Annotated in this window: 13 protein-coding genes and 2 pseudogenes; 1 reads left to right on the top strand and 14 read right to left on the bottom strand. The window is 53.2% G+C overall.

What is annotated here, in order from left to right; all coding sequences use genetic code 11:
* Positions 1-118 precede the first annotated feature (118 nt).
* Positions 119-739: a hypothetical protein gene (locus AK59_RS1000000125030; protein WP_156037808.1), complete on the bottom strand. Its 621-nt coding sequence runs from the start codon at positions 737-739 to the stop codon at positions 119-121.
* An 893-nt stretch (positions 740-1,632) separates the two neighbouring features.
* Positions 1,633-1,887: a hypothetical protein gene (locus AK59_RS0119070; protein WP_029883526.1), complete on the bottom strand. Its 255-nt coding sequence runs from the start codon at positions 1,885-1,887 to the stop codon at positions 1,633-1,635.
* Between the two features lie 71 nt (positions 1,888-1,958).
* Between AK59_RS0119070 and AK59_RS0119065 the strand changes: the two genes are divergently transcribed.
* Positions 1,959-2,669 carry a hypothetical protein gene (locus tag AK59_RS0119065; protein WP_029883525.1) on the top strand — a complete coding sequence of 237 codons (711 nt, stop codon included), beginning with the start codon at positions 1,959-1,961 and terminating at the stop codon, positions 2,667-2,669.
* A gap of 275 nt (positions 2,670-2,944) precedes the next feature.
* Here the strand turns inward: AK59_RS0119065 and AK59_RS0119060 are convergent, their stop codons facing one another.
* The 12 genes and pseudogenes from AK59_RS0119060 to AK59_RS0118990 form a co-directional block, all read right to left on the bottom strand.
* Positions 2,945-3,628, bottom strand: coding sequence for an outer membrane protein (locus AK59_RS0119060; protein ID WP_013098813.1), 684 nt, complete (start codon positions 3,626-3,628; stop codon positions 2,945-2,947).
* A gap of 137 nt (positions 3,629-3,765) precedes the next feature.
* Positions 3,766-5,880, bottom strand: coding sequence for a fimbria/pilus outer membrane usher protein (locus tag AK59_RS0119055; protein WP_029883524.1), 2,115 nt, complete (start codon positions 5,878-5,880; stop codon positions 3,766-3,768).
* A 63-nt stretch (positions 5,881-5,943) separates the two neighbouring features.
* Positions 5,944-6,372, bottom strand: a complete 429-nt coding sequence (locus AK59_RS0119050; protein WP_013098815.1) for a DUF1090 domain-containing protein — start codon at positions 6,370-6,372, stop codon at positions 5,944-5,946.
* 62 nt (positions 6,373-6,434) lie between these two features.
* Positions 6,435-9,623, bottom strand: a complete 3,189-nt coding sequence (locus tag AK59_RS0119045; RefSeq protein WP_029883523.1) for an ATP-binding protein — start codon at positions 9,621-9,623, stop codon at positions 6,435-6,437.
* Entirely contained in the window at positions 9,620-10,249 is a 630-nt protein-coding gene (locus AK59_RS0119040; RefSeq protein WP_029883522.1) for a response regulator transcription factor, read from the bottom strand. The genes AK59_RS0119045 and AK59_RS0119040 overlap by 4 nt, the downstream gene beginning before the upstream one ends.
* 223 nt (positions 10,250-10,472) lie before the next feature.
* Positions 10,473-10,832: a hypothetical protein gene (locus tag AK59_RS01000000123860; RefSeq protein ID WP_231501502.1), complete on the bottom strand. Its 360-nt coding sequence runs from the start codon at positions 10,830-10,832 to the stop codon at positions 10,473-10,475.
* Between the two features lie 357 nt (positions 10,833-11,189).
* A complete protein-coding gene (locus AK59_RS0119030) occupies positions 11,190-11,867 on the bottom strand; it encodes a hypothetical protein (RefSeq protein WP_029883521.1) in 678 nt (225 codons plus the stop codon).
* Between the two features lie 216 nt (positions 11,868-12,083).
* Positions 12,084-12,470 (bottom strand): contact-dependent growth inhibition system immunity protein, encoded by a 387-nt coding sequence (locus tag AK59_RS0119025; protein WP_029883520.1) that lies wholly within the window; start codon positions 12,468-12,470, stop codon positions 12,084-12,086.
* Positions 12,467-13,153, bottom strand: a pseudogene (locus tag AK59_RS1000000125500) (VENN motif pre-toxin domain-containing protein); the annotation flags it as partial. The pseudogene AK59_RS1000000125500 and the gene AK59_RS0119025, both read right to left, overlap by 4 nt.
* 272 nt (positions 13,154-13,425) lie before the next feature.
* Positions 13,426-15,027: pseudogene (locus AK59_RS0119000) on the bottom strand (VENN motif pre-toxin domain-containing protein); the annotation flags it as partial.
* A 59-nt stretch (positions 15,028-15,086) separates the two neighbouring features.
* Entirely contained in the window at positions 15,087-15,323 is a 237-nt protein-coding gene (locus tag AK59_RS0118995; RefSeq protein ID WP_029883516.1) for a hypothetical protein, read from the bottom strand.
* Positions 15,324-15,328: 5 nt separating this feature from the next.
* On the bottom strand, positions 15,329-23,725 hold the full coding sequence (locus AK59_RS0118990) for a hemagglutinin repeat-containing protein (RefSeq protein WP_269319535.1): 8,397 nt from the start codon (positions 23,723-23,725) through the stop codon (positions 15,329-15,331).
* Positions 23,726-23,740 lie beyond the last annotated feature (15 nt).

The raw sequence follows: 23,740 nt of genomic DNA, 5'->3' as shown, positions 1-23,740 counted from the left end.
TGATGTCAATAAAATTGAAATAGACAATAACTAATCACAATAAAAATCATTATAAATTCGGTAAAACGAAAGGAATGCGTATTAAAATACGCATTCCTTTTAGTATTTTTATCAATTATTAACTAACAATATCATCTTTTTTTAAATGGATATATTCTTGCGGAATAAGATTTTCTACTTCTGTTTTCGAAACAGATATCACAGGTCCTACTGGCGGTTCAGAATTCGGCAATGACGCAAGTTTGGTGACTGCCTCAGCACATGCTTGCTGGGCTTCTAAATTAATGCTTGCAACCTTCTGCATAGCTTCATGCTCTGTATTCGGTATTGGATTAAGATCTTTATCCACTAACCCACTAGCTTCAGGTAAAGTATGCATGTTTGCCAAAACAGATAGGAGTGGAACAATACTTTTCGAAGCAAAGTCAACTCTTGGATCTGCAACAATTTTAAAGCCGCCAGGACCTCCTGACTCAATGACAGTAGCATGTGCACCAGCGAGATCTGTATTTTTATGAGTAATAAGAGCCAAAAATACACAGGTAATTAACAATACTCCTGCTGGTACGAATGGTATCCAAAATAAAGGATGATTATCATACAAAAGCAAGCATGCTATAATGCTAAGGATAGTCATTGTAATTGCCAGAATGATAATCAAAGATTGACTTCTCTTAGCCGTTACAGTGACAGCTGCACTAGCACTTACGGATAAGGAGCCATCATTTTTATCCGTCATGATTATCTCACTATGGTGATAGTGCCATCATTATTTCTTATGGCTTGGAAGTTGTGCGGTAAGAATGATAACGAATATCTACTGTTGAATAATTTAATTATATTTACTGTATGGTTTTGATAATAAATATTAGAATTTTCGTCTATTAGACAGTTAATTAATTCAAAGTGTTGCGAATTGATAAAAATTCGACAGTTATCAAAGCGGCAAAAGGAGAACCGCCACCCATCTAGGATTATATCTTTCTGGTTAAACCATAACTGGTTTGCTGGCTGAAGAACTAATGGTGGGGGTGAAGGTGGAGGTGTAGTTCCATACTTTGGCAAACCTAGCCCGCCAAGACTATTAAACCCACTTCTCCCACTTAAAAACGGGTTATCATTAGGACCATTCGAACCGTGATTATCCATTTCATTTCCTATTCTATCTATTATTTCAAAGACTTACACATTATAATGTCTCATTCACGTTGGAACACTTTGCCTTAACTGCTCAGATTTTGGAATCAAATTTGAATGACATCTATTTGAAACGCAATGTGGCCAGCCCTTGGTAAGATGAGAGTGGCGATAAAGTGGCGGTAGAAATGGCTGATAACGGGTAACCATTGGCAAACAGTGACAACCTATGTCAATGATAAATAATGCAAACTATTGATTTTCGGTTGTTACTCTACGAACTCATAATCGCTTGATGACTGGTTAAAATCTTGCAAAGGCCACCAAACTTTAGCTTTTTGAATCAGATCGTTAAGCCACTCTAAAGAATGGCTTTTTTCCACGTTAATACAATGCTTCCTTATCGTTACCCAGTTTTGAACTGAACCTGATAGCCTCAGACCAGTACACGCTTAATTCCGCTTCACTGCCCACCTTACGGGCCAGCTTTGACGATTAGCTTTTGTATCGAGTTAAACGCCGATAAATTTTTTTCGTTACAAAAATGGCGAGCACGCCCAGCAGAATTGAAGCTAAACCGAGGAAAATCAATAAAGAAAGGATATGACTGAACAGGCCACCAAAGCTTGTAAAATCACTCAATCGAGCAAACTGCTCCGGCGTCAGCACACGAACAACGATCTCCGGAATAGTAAGAAAGAAAATAATCACCACCATAACATAAATTGACACTCTACCGCTTTTTTTCATTATCTTCCTTGCCCCCTATGACAATGATGATCAATTATTGACAGGGTAATGTTACAACAAGGGAAATTACAATGGCAGACGGCTATGCAAAAATGAAGTTGCAATCAGAAAGGAACCTGGCCCTGGCGCTAACCAAAGCATTGCGAGAAATACAAGCCACGAATATGAGCACTATCGAGAATCTGAAGCTTGGCACACAGCGTATGATCAACTATGGTTCGTGCTTGATACCAGACGATTACTACCGCAATGCTTGTCGTGAGCTAATAAATGAAGACCGCCGTCTCGCATTGGCACTTGCTGAAATCTATAATCGAAACGATGTTGCTCTAGATATGGTTGAGATTTACTTTCGGAAAACTCTCAAAAGACTCGGAGAGCAAAAGAGTAACAATCTTGCCGCGTTTCTAAAAAAAGAATTAGGCGATAAGGCTTATGAGTACGCAGAAAAATCTAGCAAATTAGCGCTTTCCTTAACTATTGCAAAGCTGATAATAAGTAGCGGTGATTTTCACGAATCGCATATCAGGATGGTCAATTCATTATCATCAATGTATGTTAACGGTGCCATAATCTATTCGAAAGCACAGGTAGCAGCATTAGCTGCTAACAAGCTCAAATTTCAGGACCCAGCGTATTATCAGGCCTTGTACCAACAAAACCTTGAGATGCTTTACTTTCTTATTGAACCACAAATGACAAAAATAATTTATCAAATCGAATCAGGTGGAAATAATGAGGAGATAATCGGCGACGCTTTATATGAGCTGTTAAAAAGATGAAACGAGCAATACTATGGTTTCTGCAATCATATATTTATTACATCCCTATAGCACTTATCATTGCCGGTGCTTATATATTCGCGCGTTTCGTCCCTGACTATTTTGGTATTCTTACACTGGCATGGATCATCATCGTTACCTATTTCTATGTTAAACATAATCGTTGGTTCTGATCTGGCTCGGGCAATCAACATGCCACACCTGCGCAATAAAAAAGCCAACCCCGCACTCCCACGGTGTTGGCCCTGTTTTAAAGCAGTGACGGTCACAACAGGTTAAAACACGTAACGCATACCCAGCGTAAATTCGTTAGAGACAATATGCGCTTTCATCTGCTCATCTTTTAAGCCGCGCGCGTTAGTGAAATTGTTATATCCGCTTTCGATCTTGCCCATATCGATATAGCGATAGCCCAGATCGACATACAGACGTTCAACCGGCGTGTAGCTTACGCCCGCTCCTAACGCGTAGGTCAGGTTGCTTTGGGTGGTCGAGGCGTATTCACGTCCGGCGTTACCCTGCCAGCCGCCCGCTTTGATCTTGCTCACGCCAAGCCCTGCGGTTCCGTAAACAGAGACACCGTAGCCGAGTTCATAATCGCGGTAGACATTCAGCATCAGTCGTTCAGTTTCGGTCTGCAGGTGGTTAAAGCTGTTCGCGAATGTGCTGGAGCCGCTGGTGTACTCCGTTTTTTGTTTAAATGTGTATTCACCTTCGGTACGCCAGCCGTTGCCGAACTGATAGCCTGCGGCAATCGCCGCGCCTCCAAAATGCTCTTTCTCTTTACCGCCCACAAACTGTCCGACACCCGGACGCGCGCTGGTATCCATCTCTTTCGCACGCTGTTCAATCTGCAGGTATTTTGCCGAACCGTAATACCCTTCTTCCGTATTTGCCGCCAGAACGGTAGCCGGGATCATCGCGACAGGCAGGGCGATTAAAATTGCTTTCATCTTCATCTACACTCCATTGAAAAACAGTCAGTGAGACGAATCATAAGCAGTCCCGAAAGGGCAAACTATTAGGATGAATACGCGTTTTACCTGGTAATTTTACGTAGGGATTTGTCTTGTTTTTAGTATCGTTCCTTTTTATTTCAATCGGTTACCGGTTGGGGAACACGCAGCAGAACAATCGCGCCATCGGTCGGCACCGATTCCAGTTCCGTCACATCCAGCGCGGTGTTTTCCGGCAAGCTGAAGTTATCGACCGTAATGCGGTTCACTCGCCATGGCGTTAAGTAACTCACCAGCAGCTCGCCTCTGGCATTGGTTGTGGAGCCAAACTGGTTATAGAAGCCAATGCCCGGCGAGTCCGGCACGTCCACCAGCGCAGCGGTGCTGCCGAGTTGTTGGCCAAGCGTCACGCCGCCTGCGTGTACCAGAATGCTGCCGCTGGTGTCGGCGTGATAATCACGGCGCGCTCCGCCGCGTACCATACTGAGGTTCAGCTCGCCCGCGTTGTACTGATAGCCCAGGCTCGCAGACAACTCATCATTGCGGTGTAGGGTATGCGTCGCCTGCAGATCGTAACGCAGGCTGTAATCACTCAACGCCGAACCGTACACATTCACTCCATGACTATCTTCCCCCCGGCTGGCGAGCTCGGTGATATAGCCGACATTACTCGTCGTCCCCCAAAGGGATAAAGGCACACTGATGTTGAAACCCACGGTGGTTTCATCCGGGTTTTTACCGTAGCGTTCATAACCGCCGTACAGGCTGACATCCACGTTCTGTAAGGTCGCATCCAGGCTCAGCGTCATCCCCATGCTGCCTGCGTCAGGTTCACGTGACTTCAACCCGTGCCACGACAGGCTCAGGCTGGCGTCCTCGCCAAGATTCTGGTTAAGCTCCAGCTGCCCGCGCAGCGCCCGCCGGGTGACGTCATCGTCCCAGCCGTATCTCCGCAGTTCCGCTCGCGTGATTTTTTCTTCCAGCGATCGGTAATGTTCATTACGTGGATACCACTGGAGCTGAGCGGTGAGGCTGGTTTCGGTCGTAAAGAACGCTTTGGCATAGCGCAGACGCCACACCTTGCCCCGTAGCGTCTCCGCCTCTTGCGTATAGCGAGCCGCGCTGACATCTGCGGAAAACGCCCCCCACCGCCCGAGGTTAGCGCCAAAACCCGCGACCTGGCTGAAATAGTGCTCCCCTTGCTGCAGCCCGGCAAACACGGTGACCTGCGGGGCAACTCCCCACGAGAACGTACTCTGCCAGAAGCGATCCTTGTCCCTGTCGATACCGTGAAAAGGCTTATACCGACCGGCGGCCAGTTCGTAGCTAAAGAGCCCGTGATGCACCAGATTGGGCATGCTGGAATAAGGCAGCAGGCGGGTACGCTCCGTACCGTCGCTCTCCTGCACCGTCAGTTCCAGGTTGCCGTCCGGGTCCGGTGGATAAAAATCGCGAATGGTAAACGGCCCGGGCGGGACGTGAATACGGTAAACACGTACCCCGTTCTGGTGAATGGTGACTTCCGCCTCTGTGCGGGCATAGCCGTTGATCCACGGGGAATAGGGTCGCCAGCTATCAGGGTACATCGCCTCGTCACTGGCGAGCGATGCACCGCGAAACGCCAGGCTGTCGAACATATTTGAAGAGGTATTGCCGTCGCCCAGCGTCACACGCGAACGCAGCGGCGTGATGCTGCGCCAGAGCGACATCGCATTGGTGTACGAACCGTGTTGTCCCTCTTTTTCTCGCCAGAAGGTGTTTTGATAACGCAGACGCCAGGGGCCCACATTAAGGCCGTTGTCCAGGCTCAGCGTGGCGTCAGTACCGGAACGCTCCCAGTCATACTGCGCCTGGCTGTTATCCGCATCCAGACGATAGTTAATAAACAGCGCGTTGATGCCATCATCCCAGCGGCTGGTGCTGACGCCGTTCTGCTGCGGGCTAATGGCGTCTGTCGGGAACAGAAGCGTCAGCAGTTGCGCTTGTGGGCGGTACCAGTATTTGAGGTTAAACTGCTCTGCAGACTGCGGTGTCAGGCAACCTTTGGCATCCCAGACCAGGCGTGAAAGCACCGCGTCACGCACGCCCCACTCCTCCATCAGCGGCTGGCTAAGGCAAGGCCCCGAGGCAGACACCTCAAACGAAATCGCCCCTTTATAGAGGTTATTGAGGATCACCCACGTCTTTTGGCTTACCGCACGACTTTCTGCCATGGCGAACAGCAGCATAAAACAGAGAAGACGGAGTCGCATCATGATGGCAGGCAGCGCAAAAAGGTGAGGAGGCTCACGCCCCCTCACCTGTTTTACAAAAAAGCGTTATTTCTGCAGGGAGGCAAGCGCGGCGCGTGCGCGGCTCAGCTCTTGCTGAATGCTGCTCAGATCGCTCTGTTTTTCAGCCAGTTTGCGCTGGTATTTCGCCACTTTCTTGCTGTCGCCTTTGGCTTTCGCTTCACGCAGATCGGCCTGAACCTCGGCAATATCTTCGCGCTTCTCGGCCAGTTTCTTCTCCAGCTTCTTCACCTCTTTTTGCGCGTCAGCCTGTACGCTTGCCGGGGTGCAGTGCGCTTTCACTTCAGCCAGCGCTTTTTTCAGGCCGTTGACCTTGTAGGTATTACCGTACTGCTGGGCGATACGGATCTCTTTTTCCAGTGCCGCGGCTTTGGCAGAGCAGCTTTCTGCCGCCTGGGCGGAGGTGAACATACCAACAGAGGCAATAACGGCCAGCGCGGATACGAGTTTTTTCATCGGGATATCTCCTTTATATGTGAACGTCCTCGAATAAAAGAGTACCCCGGCGGACGGGAAGCTTACGCTGTACGCCCGTCCTCATTCTGCTGTAGGACGGTCTCGCCCGGTTGTAGTCCCGTCTCGCGCCAGCGCTGTAATGCAGCCCTTAATGCCTGAATCTCCTCCTCAAGCTGACGGATGCCGCCGCTGTCGGCAGCCTGCTCCTGCTCCAGACAGCGGGCCTCAAGCGCTGGCATACCGAGCAGTTGAATACCGCCCCGCAGTCGGTGCAGCGCGTCCTTCAAGGGTGTACCGGGTTCCTTTCGCCACAGCGCAATATCGCCCAGCGTCTCCTCCAGCACGGTTATCTGCAAATCCAGAAACGTTGCCAGATGCTCACCGTCCAGCAGTGCTGGGGGGAGCGTGATGGAATATGGCGAAGCAACCGGCGATTTACCGGAGGGGGCAAGAGGGGCAAGCAGATTTTCCAGCGCAACCAGCGTGACCGGCTTGAAGATACAGTCGCGCATGCCTGCTTCCCGCGCCTCATCCCGCACGGATTCACGCGCGTCCGCCGTCATGCCAAACACCGTGACACTGGGGTAATGTTCATTGATGATGCGCGACAGGGCATAGCCACTCATCTCGGGCATGTTGCAGTCGGTGATCACCGCGTCCGGCTGTCGGATTGCCAGGCTCTCAAGCAGCTTTGCCGGGCTGTCGTGCTGGGTGACCGCATGCCCCAGCCACTCAAGCTGCTGGGTAAGCAGCATCCGCCCGACCGGGTTATCGTCTACCACCATGATGGTCAACGCTGCGCGTTTGCCGGGTGGCACGCAAGCTTTAGCCTCTTTCTCTGGCAGTGCGGCCATAACGGGCAGCCTGAGCGTCACCGTGACCGTTGTCCCCTCACCCGGCACGCTGTTCAGCGTGAGATCCCCTTCCATCATGTCCGCGAGCTGGCGACAGATATAGAGCCCCAGCCCGCTGCCCTGCGCCCGGGTACGGCTCTCACCCTGACTAAAAGGCTGGAACAGACGCTGTTGCGTCGCAGCATCAATCCCCTCGCCGGTGTCTGCTATTGTCAGCTCCAGCAGCATAAACTCGCCGTCCTGCCATTGCGGCTGCGCCCGCAGCATCACCTGACCGTGGTCGGTGAATTTAATGGCGTTGCCCAGCAGGTTGGTGACGATCTGACGAAAACGCATCACATCGATCAATACGTCCCCTTTCAGGGCGGTATCCATTTCCAGCAGCAGCTTCAATGATTTCTGCGCCGCCAGCCCCTCAAACTGCGACACCGTTCCTTCAATCAGGTTTCGAAGCGAGGCGCGCTCCGGGCGGAGCACCAGACGACCGGACACAATACGCTCCACATCCAGGATATTCCCGATAAGCAGCAACAGCGACTGCGCTGCGTCCCAGGCGACCCGTATCGACTGCGGGTTTTGCGGGGCATGGTCGGGACGTTTCATCACCAGCTCCAGCATGCCGATAATGGCGCTGACGGGCGTGCGAATTTCATGGCTCATGGTCGCCAGAAAGGCGCTTTTTCCCCGACGGGCTCGCTCTGCGCGCTGTTTCGCTGCGCGCAGCGACTGAATAAGCTTGCGGATGCGCGCCTGTTGGATGCGCCGCCGACGGTAGATCCACCCGGCCACCAGCGCCAGCAAGGCCAGACCGGCGGCGGTGAACGTCACCATCCACGTAATCGACAGCGCCGACGTCGACACAGAGGCAAACGCATTGCCCGTATTGCTGCCGCGCGTCAGGGCGTGGAGATCTTCCGGCGGGATGTTGATCAGCGCTTTATTCAGAATGGTGATCAGCGGCCAGGCCTGCCGCGATGCGCCAAAGGCAAAGCGCAACGGTTCGGCATCGATGCTGGCAAGAATTTTCAGTGAGGCAAATTCTTTGCGGGTGAGCTGGGCGTTGGCAATGATCAGCGGCACCACCATCATGTCGTTTTGATCCTTCACCACGCTGTTAAAACCCTGCCACCAGGTATCGACCTTCGCCGTCTGGCCGCTGTTTTGTCGGCCAAGCCAGCCATCAGGCGCTTCACCGCGCAGGCTCACCACACGGGGCTGAAGCGCCTCCTTCCCCGGGAGCGCACGTCCAACCATAACCCAGGAGTTATACAGCCAGGTTCGGGTGGTGAGGAGATCCGCCTGCCAGATCCCCTCCTGCGTGACGCCTGCAATCAGCTCGGCCTCTCCGCGATTAATGGCCCTGAAGGCGGTGGCCTGGCTGGGATAACGGCGGATTTCAAAGGTAAACCCGGTACGCAGGCGGAGCGCGGTCAGCAGATCCGCCAGGATGCCGCGCAGCTGCCCGCGCTCGTTGAAAAAGGCAATGGGGGCGTTATCCTGCGCCACCGCGACGCGGATCCGGGAATGTTCTTTGATCCATTTATGTTCGAGCGAGGTGTAACGCGGTGGCTCTTCGCTCAGGGAGAGCGGGATCCCCCCGCTCCAGCGACGGTGGATCTCCACCCCCGCGTTCTCCGGCAGCGCCGTCAGCATCTTGTTGAGGATCGCGATCCAGACCGCCATCTTTGGCATCGCGGCGAACGAGAATCCCGACGCCTCGAACGTGTCCGCCACCGGACGAATACTGAGATTGCTTAAACTGGACTGACTCGCCAGATAGCGCGCGGTGATCGCATCGCTGAAGAACAGATCGATTTCGCGAAACGCCAGCGCCTCCAGCGCATGCCGCGTGGAGGAGAAATTCACAATGTCAGCCCCCGGATAACGGGCCAGCACGTCGCTGCTGCTGTAGACAGGCGAAACGGCGATCCTTTTCACCGGCTCATCGGGCGAGGCATCGGTATTCACCACTTCAACCGGGATGTTGTCGCTGTAGGGCACACTCAGCATCAGCCCCTGTTGTTGCTGGCTATCCCCTGCCTGAGGCATAAAATCCGCCTTGCCTGCCCGCAATGCTGACAAGGCATCGTCATAGGTGGGATAACGCACCACCTCGATCTCCAGGCCAAGGTTTTCTGCCACCAGCCCGGTGAAATCCGCATTGATACCACCGTAATCATTCAGCCCGGTGGTGATGTCGTAAGGGGGCATCATCGGCTCCCAGACCGCCAGACGGATTTTGCGGTGTTCGCGCACCCAGCGCCATTCGCTGCCGCTGAGTCCCGGTTCGATCACCTTTTCATGGCTACGCGCCAGCAGGCGAAGGGATTCCCCCGGTTGCGCGGCGCACACGGTAAAGGCAATACAAAAAAGCAGGATAAAGGTAACGGCTCTCACGTCTCTGGCTCTGAAGTATCAATAAGATCGAAAAGTTGTTCAAAATGCGCAAAGCCGCTTTTTTTCATCATTCGCGCCTTATAGGTGCTGATGGTTTTGTTGCTGAGCGCCAGCCGGTCGGCAATCTCCTTGTTGCTTTTGCCCTGCTTCAGATAGTTCAGCACCGCGATTTCACGATCGGAGAAACTCGCCAGCAGCGCCCGGGTATCATGTTGTATTTCAGTAGCCTCGACGATTTTCGTGAATGTCTCTTCCGGGAAACAGTGATAGCCGTCCAGCAGCAGTTGGCAAACCGGCTCGACGCGCTCCAGCGCCAGGCTTTTATTGATAAACCCGCTCGCCCCGGCCTTCAGCGTACGCAGTGCATAGATCCCCGCAGGCTGGTTGGTATAAACCAGCACCCTGAGCGCAGGGAAGTGGTGCTTGATACGCGGGAGAAGATCCAGCCCGTCAGCGTTTTTGAGTTCCAGATCGAGGATCAGCAGCGATGGCTGTTCACGATGCAGCAGCGTCAGCAGGTTCTCGCCGGAGGATGTCGTCACGATAAAATCCGGATTTTTTTCCAGCAGCACCTTGAGCGCAAAGCAGATTGCCGGATGGTCATCCACAAGCAGTATTTTTGTCATTGGTGTTTATTCTTTCCTGAGGCATTAACGGCTCCATTACACGCTATACACCATAGCCTACCACGTGTTGAATCAGGACAAGGTTTGTCTGGTTTGAGAATAATTCAGAAAAAATACGAAATACACGACCACAACCTACTTTTCATTAGGCATAATGATTTAAATAGATGGGTTTGGAATTTAAATGCCGGATATAACAGGGTTGGTTTAATGCAGCAAAACGCTAAACCTGTCCTGTGATGAAAAAGGTTCTGGAAACCTCAGTCACAAACTCGAAATCACTTGTCAGGCCATGAGAATGACTCAGAAAAACAGGCGGAACAGAACTTCCTTTCCTTCCAAAACAAGCAGTTTGGATACTTTTTATTTTTGTTTTATCATCCTTACCCTCAATTAATGAGAGCAGGAAATGCATACCATCCGAATGGATGATGAGCGTTTTTTGATTATCAACATCTACAATATTAACGCTTCCCGTATTCCTCCTGAGCTGATGAAGCGCATCGTAAACATCTAACCATAAGGGGAAGTCCTTTTTACTTAAACCTGTATTTGCGCAAAACAGGGAAAGCTTCATTTTCATCGTTTGTCCTTTAACAATGTTGTTTGCTACGTATTTTAACATGGAAGATGAACAATCCAGAGCAGGATAAAGTGATGTCGCTGGCAAATTACACATTTTAGGAATTTTATGGTAAACCGGGCATAGGGGGGCGGGATAATCAGAATGACAACTGCTAACAAGCCCCGCAACGTGTAATGAGAGTAAATGTAACAATTGATATAGGATTTCCAGCACGGAGGTAGGGATCATTCAATGATATTATTCAAAAATATTTTCCGAAGCTACTTCGCCATTCCCATAATTATTTTTATCAAAAGCGAATTTTCATACAGATAACATCCCGGTTTTAAAACCGGGACTGTTTTTATACAAATGCTATTTCTTCAGCAAGCGCGGGAGTTGATTATTTAATTCCATGATACACGTATCCATATATTTTTGGGTTTCAATCGTCACCTTCTTATAATTATCACGTTCCCATTCTGACAGATTCGCTTCCACAGGAACGGGGGAACATTCAGCTACAGTATATGCGGAAAACATATTCCCACCCTCAGGTTTCTTATAGAAAAGCACCTTATATTTCAACTGATAAACGGGAGTGGTTGCTGTAGCATCTTTAAAAATCAATGCCCAGGTAGCATGGCCAATATTGAGTTGTTCTTTATAAACATAACCGCTGGATTGGGAGTCCATCCACTTACTGATACTTTTCTTTGCACCTTGAACAAGATAGGTATCAGTAGGATTTTTGATCGACTCGATGATTTCCCCTTTATAATTTTCTTTATCAAAACTGCTGGGTTTTATATTTCCGGTCAACACAAACAAAACGGCCAACCCTTTTCCTACAGCGTTATGAGTCGGAGTAACTACGCGTAGTGAATTATCTGCGATACGATTATTGTTAAGATCTGCCTGTGCTGACACAGCCATAATCTCAATTGAACTACCATTGGAAGAGGTTACTGTTTCAGGCTTTATTTTGCTGGCACAACCCGTTAGCGTTACAACGAATAGTAAAGTAGTTACTGTGAATGTTGTTACTTTCATTTTCTTTCCTTGAGATAAAATAATGAAGGAGAATATCCTTCTGCTTGCTTACGCTTACCGCTCTTTCGTACTTAGTTCAGGCCTAATTCGGCGTTCCCCTGCATACTGCAATATCCACTGCCGTTAAATTTCGGCAATCTGTGAGTGATCCAGAGCAGATACGGGAACTTCGAGTAAAGCCTGACAGAACGCTCCCGGCCCGATGGCCGGGAGCGTTTATACGATTATTTGATTGATTTTTAATATATCTTTTCTTAGATCATCGTTAATATCTGAAGGAGACAACTGGTTAATCAGTTGCCTTATTTGGGTAAAAGTATTTTTCTGACCTCTTAGATCTTCTGCTTTTATTGTTGATAAGGCAGTAATTAGTTCACCATCGTAATACTCAACTGCCAATGGTTCTTCAGTCAGGACTTCCAAGACCCTGGGCATCAGTTGATCAATACATAATTTCTGTCGGATAGCTCGGCAGAGGTCTTCCACTGTGAGCTCTTCAATAGGCACATCAATAATACGTTCGAACCAGAGTTCAAGTGGTGATTGTTGATCTGGTTCTTTCGTCACATTGATGTTTCCAATCAATTTACGGAAGGTAATCATATTCCATGTCCTTTCAAAGCCGATTCTATTTTATTAATAGCATCTGTTGCTCTACTATACGCAGCCCGAGCTTCGGGGTTGTTGACGTTTTTCAACGTATCCGCATGATTTCTTAATCCTCTGAGCGTATTTTGCATTTCCTGCATATGATCCCAATACCCTCCATTCTCTTTAGGCACTGAATTACCATCCATGTCTTTGATAGTTCCAGTAATATCATGGTCTTTCAGAGCATTTTTTATAGTATTACCGATCTTCTTAATCGTACTTTCTTATTTCTGATTAAGCTTTTCTACGGGCTTTTCATTTTGCTGCTTAGGATCATTTTCCGGCGGTGGTGGTGTACCGGTGCCTGACCCCGCACCGCCCAGTTCTGCCTTCTCGCCATCCGTCAGATCCTTGCCGATATTCGGATTCAAAGCACTCCCGGAACCGTACTTATCCTAAAGCGAACTGAGATACTTTCTGGTGATCTCATCATTGCCCATCATTTCCAGGGTACAAGATGATCCAGTTCATCAGCTGTCAGTTTGTCGGCAAGTGTTTTCGCCACCGCGCCGGTAATACCGGCCTTGACCCCGATTTCAAGCAACTGCTATGGGACCTTCGTCCAGCACGGCGCTGCAACCGCGCAACCTCTGGCGACCCAGCGCCAGCGAGTTATTCTCCGCAACTAAAACCCCATCGAATTAAGGGCTGGATTTATTCCATTATCTTCTGTTTTTTTTGTTAATTCGATATAAGACCCAACTCCCTATGCTACATAATAGAGAACAATACACAGCTATTTTTAAAGCTTTCATAATATCAACATATGAGAATAAAAAATCGCCACCAATCCAATAAAAAACAAACACTCTAGTGAAGAAAAATATTGCTATTGACATGATAAATATGGCAATAAACCATATCAGTACAGTTACTAAAAAACGCGTAAAGAGAGATTGATATCTCATTATTTTTTCTCCTGTAGGTTTTTTAACTGATCTTGGATTATAGTTCCTGACCCTTCTGAACCAATTGAAGAACCTATATTTCCAGCAATTCCAGGCGTTGGATTTAGTGGTAGAGGCTTACTGATACCCATACCAACATCGAGCCATTCCCAGTTTTTCCAGTTAGGATTAATTACTTTCTCCAGTGGCCCTTGAATAACCTTACCTACACCATAACCTATTGCCGATGTACCACCATTCATCGCAGCACCAGATAGTGGATCCTTTCCATCCAGCCAGTTACCAAATGCACCACCGGCTGCATTCCAACCCACTGTACCAGCTAGGCCATTACCCATGCTTATAACATTCACCCAACCCGCTATCGCCGCATTTGCCGGATCTATAGTGCCATCCGCCAGATAACTGATACCTGCATTCGCACTTGCTCCCAGTCCCCACATAGCCTGAGCACTACCTGGGAGTAATGCCACTGTACTCGTAGCCAGAGCCACCCCTACCGCATCCCGCTCATTCATTGCTTTCTGGCAAGCGGCACCGGAAGGGTTATCTGCACATGTCGCCATGTCGATACCATGCTGGCGTATCCACGCAGCCTGAGCATCTTCACTACCACCGAGTAAATTATTCTCAGCCGCATTCTTCCCTGCCAGCCCCCCGGCCACCGCCGAACCCGTACTGTCTCCAGCAAGCCCGCCAGCCATCCCGGCTGATATCGTTGCCAGTGCACTAACCGTCTGCTTCTGCTCTTCGCTCAACTTCGATAAATCTTTGACGTCAGGGTACAGCATACCCGCTATCGCCTTCGCCGCAAGCTCACCGGTCGCCGCTCCGGCCGCACCCGCTGCTGCACTGTTTCCCTGCAGCGCCGCAACCGCACCGCCCAGGATGGCATGCGCAATGGTTTTCGCTGCCGTATTGTTATCGATTCCCATGTCGTGACCAATACGATACGCCAGCTCCGGCGCGGATGCCCCCGCCAGTGCTGCCTTCAGGTCGCTGCCCGCCAGCCCCTGAAGCGCGGCCGTCGCCGCCTGGATACCCCTCTGCAGGTCGCTACCCGTCCCGTATTTTGCCGTCGTGGTCTTATACGCACCGGTCTCGCGCAGGGCATTCTGATATGCGGCTTTAACCTCGTCGCTGGCATCCGCCCCCGGCTCGGTTATCCCTTTATCTGCAAGCTCTTTTCTGCCTGCGTTCAGCCCGTTTATTTCCCCCTGCGTGTTCGCAATATCCACCACCTGCGAGCCAATCTCACCAATCAACTGCACTTCCTGCAGGCGCTGCTGCTCCTTCTCCTTGTCAAATATCGGGCTGATGCTGCCGTTCGCATGCTCCGCATCGCGGCTCAGGTCAGCCACATCCTGCTTCTGGTTCTCCTTATCGCGGATGATGAGCGTCCCTTCGCTCACCGCCGCCTGTGTTGTCCCTTCCGCGTGACCGCTGTTACCGCCTCCGGCCAGCAGAGCGTTCGCCATATTCCCGGCAAACTGCTTGCCGATGCTGCCGCCCGAACTGATACCCGCGCCCTGATGCTCCGTCTTAAAATCCGCCTGGTTGTGGATATCGCTAAAGCCCAAACTGCCCGTATACAAACGGGATAACGCATTTTTTCCTGACCGATAAAAGTAAGCTCCCGACTCGGTGCCCGGGATCCTCGTTACCCAATCAAATCAGCTTTTGTTTGCATTAATATCTTTAAGAAATCGTCAATTGGGAATTTCATTTCTACAGCTTCGGACAAGATTCGGCTATCTGAGAAAAATTCTATTTCAATAGAATCAATACCCTTATCTTTATTCAACTGACAAAGGATTTGCCCTTTATAAGATATTTCTGCTGTCAGTTCTTCGTAACGAGAATCGCTGAAAAAATCCACTTCAAATCCATTCTTCATTTACCTTACCTTCTTGGGTCTAAAAAACCAGAAAATGAACCATCCGAGTTATAACGAATACCTTGACCATTTGGTAAGCGATATTCAACTCCACCACGAGACAACTCTGTTTTGGCTGTTCCCGGATTGCTCAAAACATCATTGACAAACTTACTTGCCGCTTCATTTTTCTGAGTCACGTTACCTTTTAAAGGTTCAAAAGTACCACCTTCTCTACCTGCATGTTTTTCCCAGGCTCTTGCGGCGGCAGACATACCTTGGCCATTGATAGGTTTATTCGCTGACGAAATGAGATTTTCTTTCGTAGTAGGGCTAACTTTGCCACCTTTAGCTGCCCCACCACCAGTAAGCGGATCCCCGTCAGCATCCAGCACATTTGGTTTCAGCGGATTGATGTCGAAGATATTGACCGGCAGCTTGTCCCTATCTCCCAGCGCATTATTCTCAACCGCATTCTTCCCTGCCTGTCCCCCGGCCACCGCCGAACCCGTACTGTCTCCGGCAAGCCCGCCAGCCATCCCGGCCGATATCGTTGCCAGTGCACTGACCGTCTGCTTCTGCTCTTCGCTCAGCGTCGATAAATCTTTGACGTCAGGGTACAGCATACCCGCTATCGCCTTCGCCGCAAGCTCACCGGTCGCCGCACCGGCCACACCCGCCGCTGCACTGTTCCCCTGCAGTGCCGCAACCGCGCCGCCCAGTATCGCGTGCGCAATGGTGTTGACCGCCGGATTGCCCTCCGTCGATTTCAGCAGATGCGCCAGCTCCGGTGCCGAGGCTCCCGCCAGCGCGCCGGCGATATCTCCGCCTGCCAGCCCCTGAAGCGCAGCCGTCGCCGCCTGAATACCACGCTGAATGGTGCTGCCCGTGCCAAACTTCGCCTGCTCATCCCTGTACGTCTGCGTCTCTTTCAGTTGCTCAACCGTCAGGTCAAGGTGCGTCTTACGCGCTTCCTTCAGCGCATTCAGCTCGCCCTGCGTTCTGGCGATGTCTGCCACCTGCCCGCCGATATCGCTGATGGCACTCACCTGCGCAAGCCGCTTCTGCTCCTTCTCCTTGTCAAATATCGGGCTGATGCTGTCGTTTGCGTGTTCTGTATCCCGGCTCAGGCTGGCCACATCCTGCTGCTGGTTTTCGGTATCACGGATGGTGATGTTACCCTCGCCCACCGCCGCCTGTGTCGTACCCTCCGCATGACCGCTGCTGCCCGCTGCCGATACCACGCCGCCCGGCAGGTTGCCCTTGAATGCATCACCGCCAAAGTCACCGCCGCCGCTCAGGCTGACGCCGCTGTGGCTGACCTTGTAATCCGCCTCGTTGTGGATATCCCGGAAGCCCAGCGTGCCCGTATCGAGACTGTTTTTGTCCGCCGTCGCCGTCGAGGCAATCACCGCACCGTCAAGCTGCGTGTGGCGTCCCACCGTCACATCAAAACCGCCATCGCCCGCGAAGAGCCCTGTCTGCTCCTGCACCGAGTCATACGTGCTCTTCATTTTGTCCTGACTGGCACTGATGTAGCCGGACCCCGTCATGCTGCCGAACGAGAAGCTGCCGCCTGCCGCCGTGCTGTTCTGCGTCGATTTATAATCGTTGCTGTCCTGCTGGCTGCTCATCCACAGATCGCGCCCGATATCCGCAACGATTTTATCGCCACTTACCTGCGCGCCGTTCAGAATGGCGTCCCGACCGCTGGTCATGGAGACCGTACCGCCGCTGTCGAGCGTCGTTTCCGTCCAGGCCGTACCGTCGCCCTTTTCACTGCCTTTCGAAGCATTCACATTCGCAAACACGCCGATGCCGTAACCGCTCTTGCCGCCGCCAATGCTGACGCCTGCACCGCCACCGCTGCTGCTGTTCTTTCCTGTCGTCTGCTGTGTGCTGGCCGCACCGCCCAGCACGATGTCGTTCGCTGCGACAAGCGCGGTGTCGCCGCCCGCCTTCAGCTGACTGCCGCCGATAAGGATGTTGCCGCTGTTCTCCCCTTTCCCTTTTCCGGTCGCGGTAATGGACAGATTATTCCCCGCATTCAGCGTACTGCCCGCAACCGTGTCACTCTGCATGTGCTGCTCGGATTTCGATTTCTGCGAAGAGAGCGAAACGCTGACGCCGATACCGCTGTTGGGATCGCCGTTGATCTGCGCCATTTCTGCACCCTGCGATGCCTGTACGCCTGACAGTGCCGCTTTGGTGGCCTTCAGCGCCGCAAGGCGGTCATCGCTCTCGCCTTTCGCGTCACGTGCCGTCTGCACTGCACTGTTCACCGCACTCCCCGCCGCCCCGGACAGCGCCACCGTCAGCCCGCTGCTCTTCTGCTCAAAGGTCTCATCGCGGGTGCGTTTGTCATGCCCCGGCTCAATCACCACGCTGTCACCGGTCAGGCTGATATCCTTCTGTGCGATGATATCTGCCCCACCGATATGCGCCTGTTTGCCCGCTGTAATGCTGACGTTGCCGCCCGTCGAGCCGACGGTGCTGAAGCTCTCGCTCTGGGTGGTACCCTGCTCGCGAAGATCGTGGGTGGACTTGCTGCTGCCGATGGTGAAGCCAATGCCACCCGTGCCCATCAGACCGGACTTTTTGGTCTCCTTAAAGCGCCAGGCCGTGTCGGTGTTGGTCGCCGCCACGATGTCCACATTGTTGCCCGCGGAAAGGGCCACATCGCCGTCGCCAGCAACCGCAGAACCTAACACCCGCAGGTTGTTACCCGCCGACACCGTCACATTGTCGCCGCTCAGCAGCGAGCCTTTCTCCCGTGTCGCGCTCTCTTCCTCGATGGTGTGGGTGGTCTTTTTGCTCAGGAAGCCGCTACTGGTTTTAGTTTGTTCCCGATAGCGGTAATCGCTCTCCGTCGCCGTCGTCAGATTTACGTCGCGGCCTGCCGCCACGCCAATATCGCCCTGCGCTGTCACGTCAGCCGCCTGCGCGGTTACGTCGCGCCCTGCGAGGATCACCGTATTCCCCCCGCTGGCAATCTCCGTACCCTGCTGACGAACAGATTCGTCAATGGCGGTTTTTTTCTTCGCCTGGCTGCTGGAGCGTTCCATCGACGCTTCCGCCAGCAGGTTCACATCCCGACCGGCCTGAATGCCCACATCGCCTTCCGCCGCTATCGCCGCCGCACGGGCATTCACGTCGTTACCTGCCTGCAAGGTGAGGTCACCGCCCGCGCTCAGGGTGCTGCCCTGATGCGTGACGGACGCCGTCTCCGTGGTCGCGCGGTTGCGCCCGGCGCGCCCTTCGCTGGTCGCGATCTCGTTGGCGGTGATGTTGATATCATTCCCCGCCGCCATACCCAGGCGGCCACCCGCCGACACGTTTGCGCCGGTCACGTTGATATCCTGTCCGGCGCGCATCGTCAGCCCGTCGGTGGCGGTGATGGAGGCCGTCTTGCCGACATCGGTGCCACTGAAATGCACATTTCCCGCATCGACATTCCACTGCTGTGCGCGGGTGATGTTGTTAATGCTGCCCGCGACGCTCTCCAGCCCTACCGTTTTGCCGCTGATGGTGGATCCGATGTTATTGATATCCCCCAGCGCGCTCAGGTTCAGCCCGCCACCTGCGCTCAGCAGTCCGGCGTTGAGGTTGCTCAGGCTGTTGCTGCTGTCGATTGAGAGCCCATTCTGCGCCGCAATTGTGCTGCCGCTGTTAATGACGTTCCCGCCCGCCAGCTGGACGTTATTGCCGCTAATCACGCTGCCGCTGTGCACGGTGACATCCTTCGGCGACAGGTAGACTTTCGGGATCATCACCGTCTGACCATTGATGGTCGCTGATTCCCACCAGAGCATGCTTTTATCGAGTGCAGCAACCTGCTCAGCCGTGAGCGCCACGCCGAATTTCAGCCCCAGCGTTTTTTGTTGCTCTGCGGCGCTGTCCATCAGGTAGCGCATCTGATCGAGATCGGAGCCGATGCCGTTGATATAGCGGCTGCCGGTCTGGTTCAGAATCGCGTTGCTGACATAACGGGTATCAAACGCCGCGTCGCCGAGGAACCGGTAGTCGCGATCCGGGTTCAGGCCGAGCCTGTCCAGGAAATAGGACGAGCCAAGGAACTGGTTCCGATCGGTATACGCGCTGTTGGTTTCACGCGGTGTGGCACCGGGTGTTATGCCAAGCAGGTCATACAGTCCATTAAACAGGCTGTCGTCCATGTTGCCGAGTTCATCGAGCTTCGGGTTCACCGTAATCAGATACGGGCTATCGGGATCGGTGGAGGGAACAAAATAGCCGTTGTTGCCGGACGGCAGCGGATAGTTACCGCTGCTGCCGTTTTGGTCGGAGAGTGATGAACCGCCGGAGATATCTTTCAGGGCGTCACTCACCGCATCACGCCATTGCGGGGTGGTGATGTCCTGCGCATCCGCTTCGACAAGGGACTGCGCCTGCTCGCCGCTGGTAATGGACTGGTTGCTGAGCGGGGTCAGCGTAGGGGCGGCAATCGTATTGCTAAAGCCGTCCGTGTTGGCCGTGACGAGAGTGTTGCTGATGTCGTTGGTGAAGGTGGCGTGAATATTACCGCCTGCCTGAATAACGGCACGGTAACTCGTTGCTGTTCCCTCGGTTGCAGTGTATCTCTCGCCAGTAGCAAGGTACCGGATGGTATCGTGCACATCCCCTGTTTTTGCCGGGTTAGGCTTCATGCTTCCCAGGCGTCCCTGCGTCTGGGATACATCATAGTGGTAAACCTGATAAGTGATCCGCTTACCCGATTCCCATGACTGATTGTTTAATACGCTCCCGCTTAACGTGGCGTCACGTTGCGCAAGAATAAAACTCGCCTGATTATCAAGTTCTCCCGCAGTAATAAAGAGATCGCGCCCGGAGGCGATCCTGGCGGCTTTGCCCGTCGCGTTTACCCGAACTTCAGACTCAAGAACGGCAAAAGCTTTTTCATAGTATGCTTCGTAAGGTGTCGCCCAGGATTCCGGTTTGAAACCAGGGGCTCCAGTACCACTGCCACCGAAGTCTGTCACAAACCAATCATATTCCTCCCGGGGTAACCAGCCTGCTGGGATCAACGCTTCCGTCATTGTTACCCACGGTAACGAAGTCACCGCCTGCTCAGGCAGCACTTCCACATCCAACTGCTCCCATTTATTGCTCAGCAGCCCTGTTGCGACGGTCAAATCACCCTTCTGCGTCTCAATATTCCCGGACGTATTCACCACTTCACTGTTCGCAGCCCCCGCCGCATTTTTCTGCATCCACAGGCTATTCCCTGCCAGAATATCGCCGTAGACGTTATGAATACGGTCGGCAAAGAGCTGCATATTATTCGCGGCATAAATCAGAGCGGTATTGAGCAAGGTGCCCACAGCATTCATCGTCAGGCTGCCAGCCGTACCAGTAAAGCCATTTACGGTTATGTCACTCAGGCTGTTAAATACCACGTCGCCGCCTGCCGAGAGGCTACCGGCTGTATTGAGCACAATACGTTGCGCGCTGAACGTGCTGTCACCCTTACCTGCAGTGAACTGGCCGTTGTTGGTTAATACTCCCCCCGTGCTCAGAACGAGGCTGTTTCCCTGTAGGGTGCCATTATTGGTGATATCCCCCTGAGCGGTGAGAGACAGGGTGTTGCTGGCGGCCAGCGTTCCACTGAACTCAAGCGCATTTAACAGATGAAGCGTGACATCTCCCAGCGCCACAATCTGTCCGGCGTTTTTCAGCGTGCCGCTGTTGAGCGTGAGGTTACCCGCGCTGAACAACTTACCGCTGATGGAATGGGTAATCTCATCGCCCTTCACCGTAAGCGAACGGGTACCGAGAGCCGTACCGCTGTTACTCAGTTTTTGATAATTAACCAGCAGGTCTGCACCTTGCAGCATGCCGTCGTTGGTCAGCGTCGTTCCCCGTAGCTCAGCGTTGTCAGTAGCGAGTATCCGCCCACTATTCACCGCGTTCACCACATCCAGCAGCAACCTCACCGCCTGAACCAGACCACTGCTGCTGTTCGCCAGTTCCGGTGCGGTCAGCGTGAGTTTGCCACCGGAGAGCATTTTGCTGTCGTTCTGTACGCGGGTGGTGGCCTTCACCGAAGATTCCCCACCGCCCTGCAGCGTGCCCTGATTGTTCAGCGTGGCTGTCGATACCGTCAGCGCATTCTCGCTCAGCAGCACACCGCTGGCGGTATTGTTCAGCGCGCCCGAGGCATTCAGCGTCAGCGCTTCTCCCTGAAGCCGTCCGCTGTTAATGAGTTGCCCGGCGGTAACCGTGGTCGCTTTCCCCTGGATTTGCCCGGCATTCGTTGCATTTTCCGCATCAAGCGTCAGCGCGCCTGCGCTGAGCAGTTTTCCTCCGGCCTGGTTATTCAGCTGCGTAAGGGCGACCGAAAGCGCATCAACGCCGGTGATCTCACCGCTGTTGTTCAGGGTACTGGCCCCCAGCGTGAGGTGTTTTGCAATCCACTGCCCGCTGTTTGCCAGCGTCAGTGCTGAGAGCGCCAGTTCTCCATTGGAGGTGATTTTGCTGCCCGTTGTCCCGGTAAGGGTGCTGTCGATTTGCGCATCCAGTAAATTTTCTGCCTGGATCGCACCGCCGTTCGTAAGCGCCTGCGCATGAATAAGTACCCGTTTCCCCTGCCATTGCCCTGCGTTACGCAGATCGCCGCCTGTCACGGACAACTCGCCCGCGGTCAGCAACGATCCCGACGCGTCATTCACCAGCGTCAGTAATGGCGCCGCCATCTCCTGGCGGGCGGCCAGCGTCAGGGCGGCAATCCCGGTCAGCGTTCCGCTGTTCGTGATGGTGTCCTGATGCGCGGTGACGCGATTCCCCTGAAGCGTACCGCTGTTGCGCAGCGTCTTTCCGTTAAGCGAAAGGTCACCGGCCGACAACATATTGCCGCTGTTAACGGTATTGACCGCATTCAGCGTCCCGTTGCCCTGGCTCATCAGTTCGCCGGTATTGCTGAGCGTTCCAGCGGTCGTAACGTCAAGTGAGCCGGTCGCGAGGGAACTTCCGCGGTTAGTCCAGTCGTGGGAACGGATGCTGACATCCTGTCCCTGGAGCTGCCCTGCGGTAGCCAGCGTGGTACCTGAAAGGCCGAGCGCTCCCCCCGTCAGCGTGCGGGAGCCTGTCAGTAAATTCAGGATTCCGGCGGTCAGTGATAATGCGCTATCGCCCTGTAACAGACCGGCACTTTCCAGGCGATCGGCATTCAGCGTCAGGGTATTGCCCACCATGCTGCCCGCACTGGACACCGACTGTGCCGTGATGCGGTTTGCCCCTTGAGCCAGCAACATCCCCTCCGCGCTGTTCTTCAGCGTCTCGTAATCAATTGCCAGTGAAGTACCGCTCAGCTCGCCGCTGTTGGTCAGATTTGAACCAGAGAGGGAAAGCGCCGCGTCGCTGGTGATAATACCGGCGTTGTTCAGTTCAGAGAGGGAAAGTGACAGTGCCGACGGGCTGTACAGCACGCCGCTGCTGCGGTTATCCAGCAGACGGGTAACCAGCGACAGCGTTTGTCCGGCGTGGATCAGACCACCGTTAATGACCTCAGGGCTGTCGATTGCAAGCGCGGAGGCCGTCAGGGTTCCACCGTTGCTGAGATGGCCGGTTTCAACCTTAAGCCCTGAAGCTGATGATTTTCCCGTGTGGTTGAGACTGCTGTCAGCCTTGAACGTCATGTTGCCTTTGGCAGCCTGAGTTCCTTCAAGTTTTGCGTTTTGCACGGCCACGCCGACGCTGTTGCCCTGTGTCTGTGCCGTGGCCGTGGTGTTGAGGCTGCGGCCCTGCACGGTAACCGCGCCACCGGCACTGGTTTCACCAGCAAGCGTGGTATCGGTGTTGTTCAGCGCCACATCCCCGTCGCTGTGGGTCACTGACGTTGCGCTGGCGGTGAACGTCTTCCCTGAGGTGGTGAGCCCCCGGACACCGGAAAGCGTACCGCTGTTGACAATCTGCGCCGCGTTCAGCGTGAGCGTGTCATCGCTGATAAGCGTGCCGCTGTTGTTCAGATTGCCGCTCGCGGTTACGGTGGTTTTCCCTTTCGCGCCGGTCTCACCGGAAAGCGTGGCATTGCCTGCGCGAATATCCAGCGTGGAGGCGCTCTTCAGCGCGCCGGAGCTGGTGATATCCGTCCCGGAGACGGTCAGGCTGTTGCCCTGAACGGTGCCGGTATTGCTGAATATACCGGTGTTAATCCGGGTATCCGCCACGGCGGCTAATGCGCCATGGTTCGCGAGGCTGCCCGCGCTGACGGCGAGAGATTGCCCGGCGGTTGTGCTGCCTTTCAGTTGGCTGTGGCCAGACGTGGTGAGCGTGATGTTCCCGCTGGCATTTGTTGTGCTGCGGCTCTCCTGCGTCAGCGTCTGCGCGTTGAGGGCAATCTCGGAAGCACTGAGATTTCCCTGCTGCACCAGCTCGCCTCCCTTGACCAACAGCTGCTGACCCGCCACAACAGAACCGTTAAG

Source organism: Enterobacter sp. T1-1 (genome assembly GCF_000710795.1).
GTDB lineage: Bacteria > Pseudomonadota > Gammaproteobacteria > Enterobacterales > Enterobacteriaceae > Enterobacter > Enterobacter cloacae.
This window is presented reverse-complemented; position numbering and strand designations above follow the sequence as displayed.

Excerpts from the sequence above, each read along its gene's own strand:
- AK59_RS1000000125030 (WP_156037808.1), bottom strand. The coding sequence starts at position 739 with ATGACGGATAAAAATGATGGCTCCTTATCCGTAAGTGCTAGTGCAGCT.
- AK59_RS0119070 (WP_029883526.1), bottom strand. The coding sequence starts at position 1,887 with ATGAAAAAAAGCGGTAGAGTGTCAATTTATGTTATGGTGGTGATTATT.
- AK59_RS0119065 (WP_029883525.1), top strand. The coding sequence starts at position 1,959 with ATGGCAGACGGCTATGCAAAAATGAAGTTGCAATCAGAAAGGAACCTG.
- AK59_RS0119060 (WP_013098813.1), bottom strand. The coding sequence starts at position 3,628 with ATGAAGATGAAAGCAATTTTAATCGCCCTGCCTGTCGCGATGATCCCG.
- AK59_RS0119055 (WP_029883524.1), bottom strand. The coding sequence starts at position 5,880 with ATGATGCGACTCCGTCTTCTCTGTTTTATGCTGCTGTTCGCCATGGCA.
- AK59_RS0119050 (WP_013098815.1), bottom strand. The coding sequence starts at position 6,372 with ATGAAAAAACTCGTATCCGCGCTGGCCGTTATTGCCTCTGTTGGTATG.
- AK59_RS0119040 (WP_029883522.1), bottom strand. The coding sequence starts at position 10,249 with ATGACAAAAATACTGCTTGTGGATGACCATCCGGCAATCTGCTTTGCG.
- AK59_RS01000000123860 (WP_231501502.1), bottom strand. The coding sequence starts at position 10,832 with ATGAAAATGAAGCTTTCCCTGTTTTGCGCAAATACAGGTTTAAGTAAA.
- AK59_RS0119030 (WP_029883521.1), bottom strand. The coding sequence starts at position 11,867 with ATGAAAGTAACAACATTCACAGTAACTACTTTACTATTCGTTGTAACG.
- AK59_RS0119025 (WP_029883520.1), bottom strand. The coding sequence starts at position 12,470 with ATGATTACCTTCCGTAAATTGATTGGAAACATCAATGTGACGAAAGAA.
- AK59_RS0118995 (WP_029883516.1), bottom strand. The coding sequence starts at position 15,323 with ATGAAGAATGGATTTGAAGTGGATTTTTTCAGCGATTCTCGTTACGAA.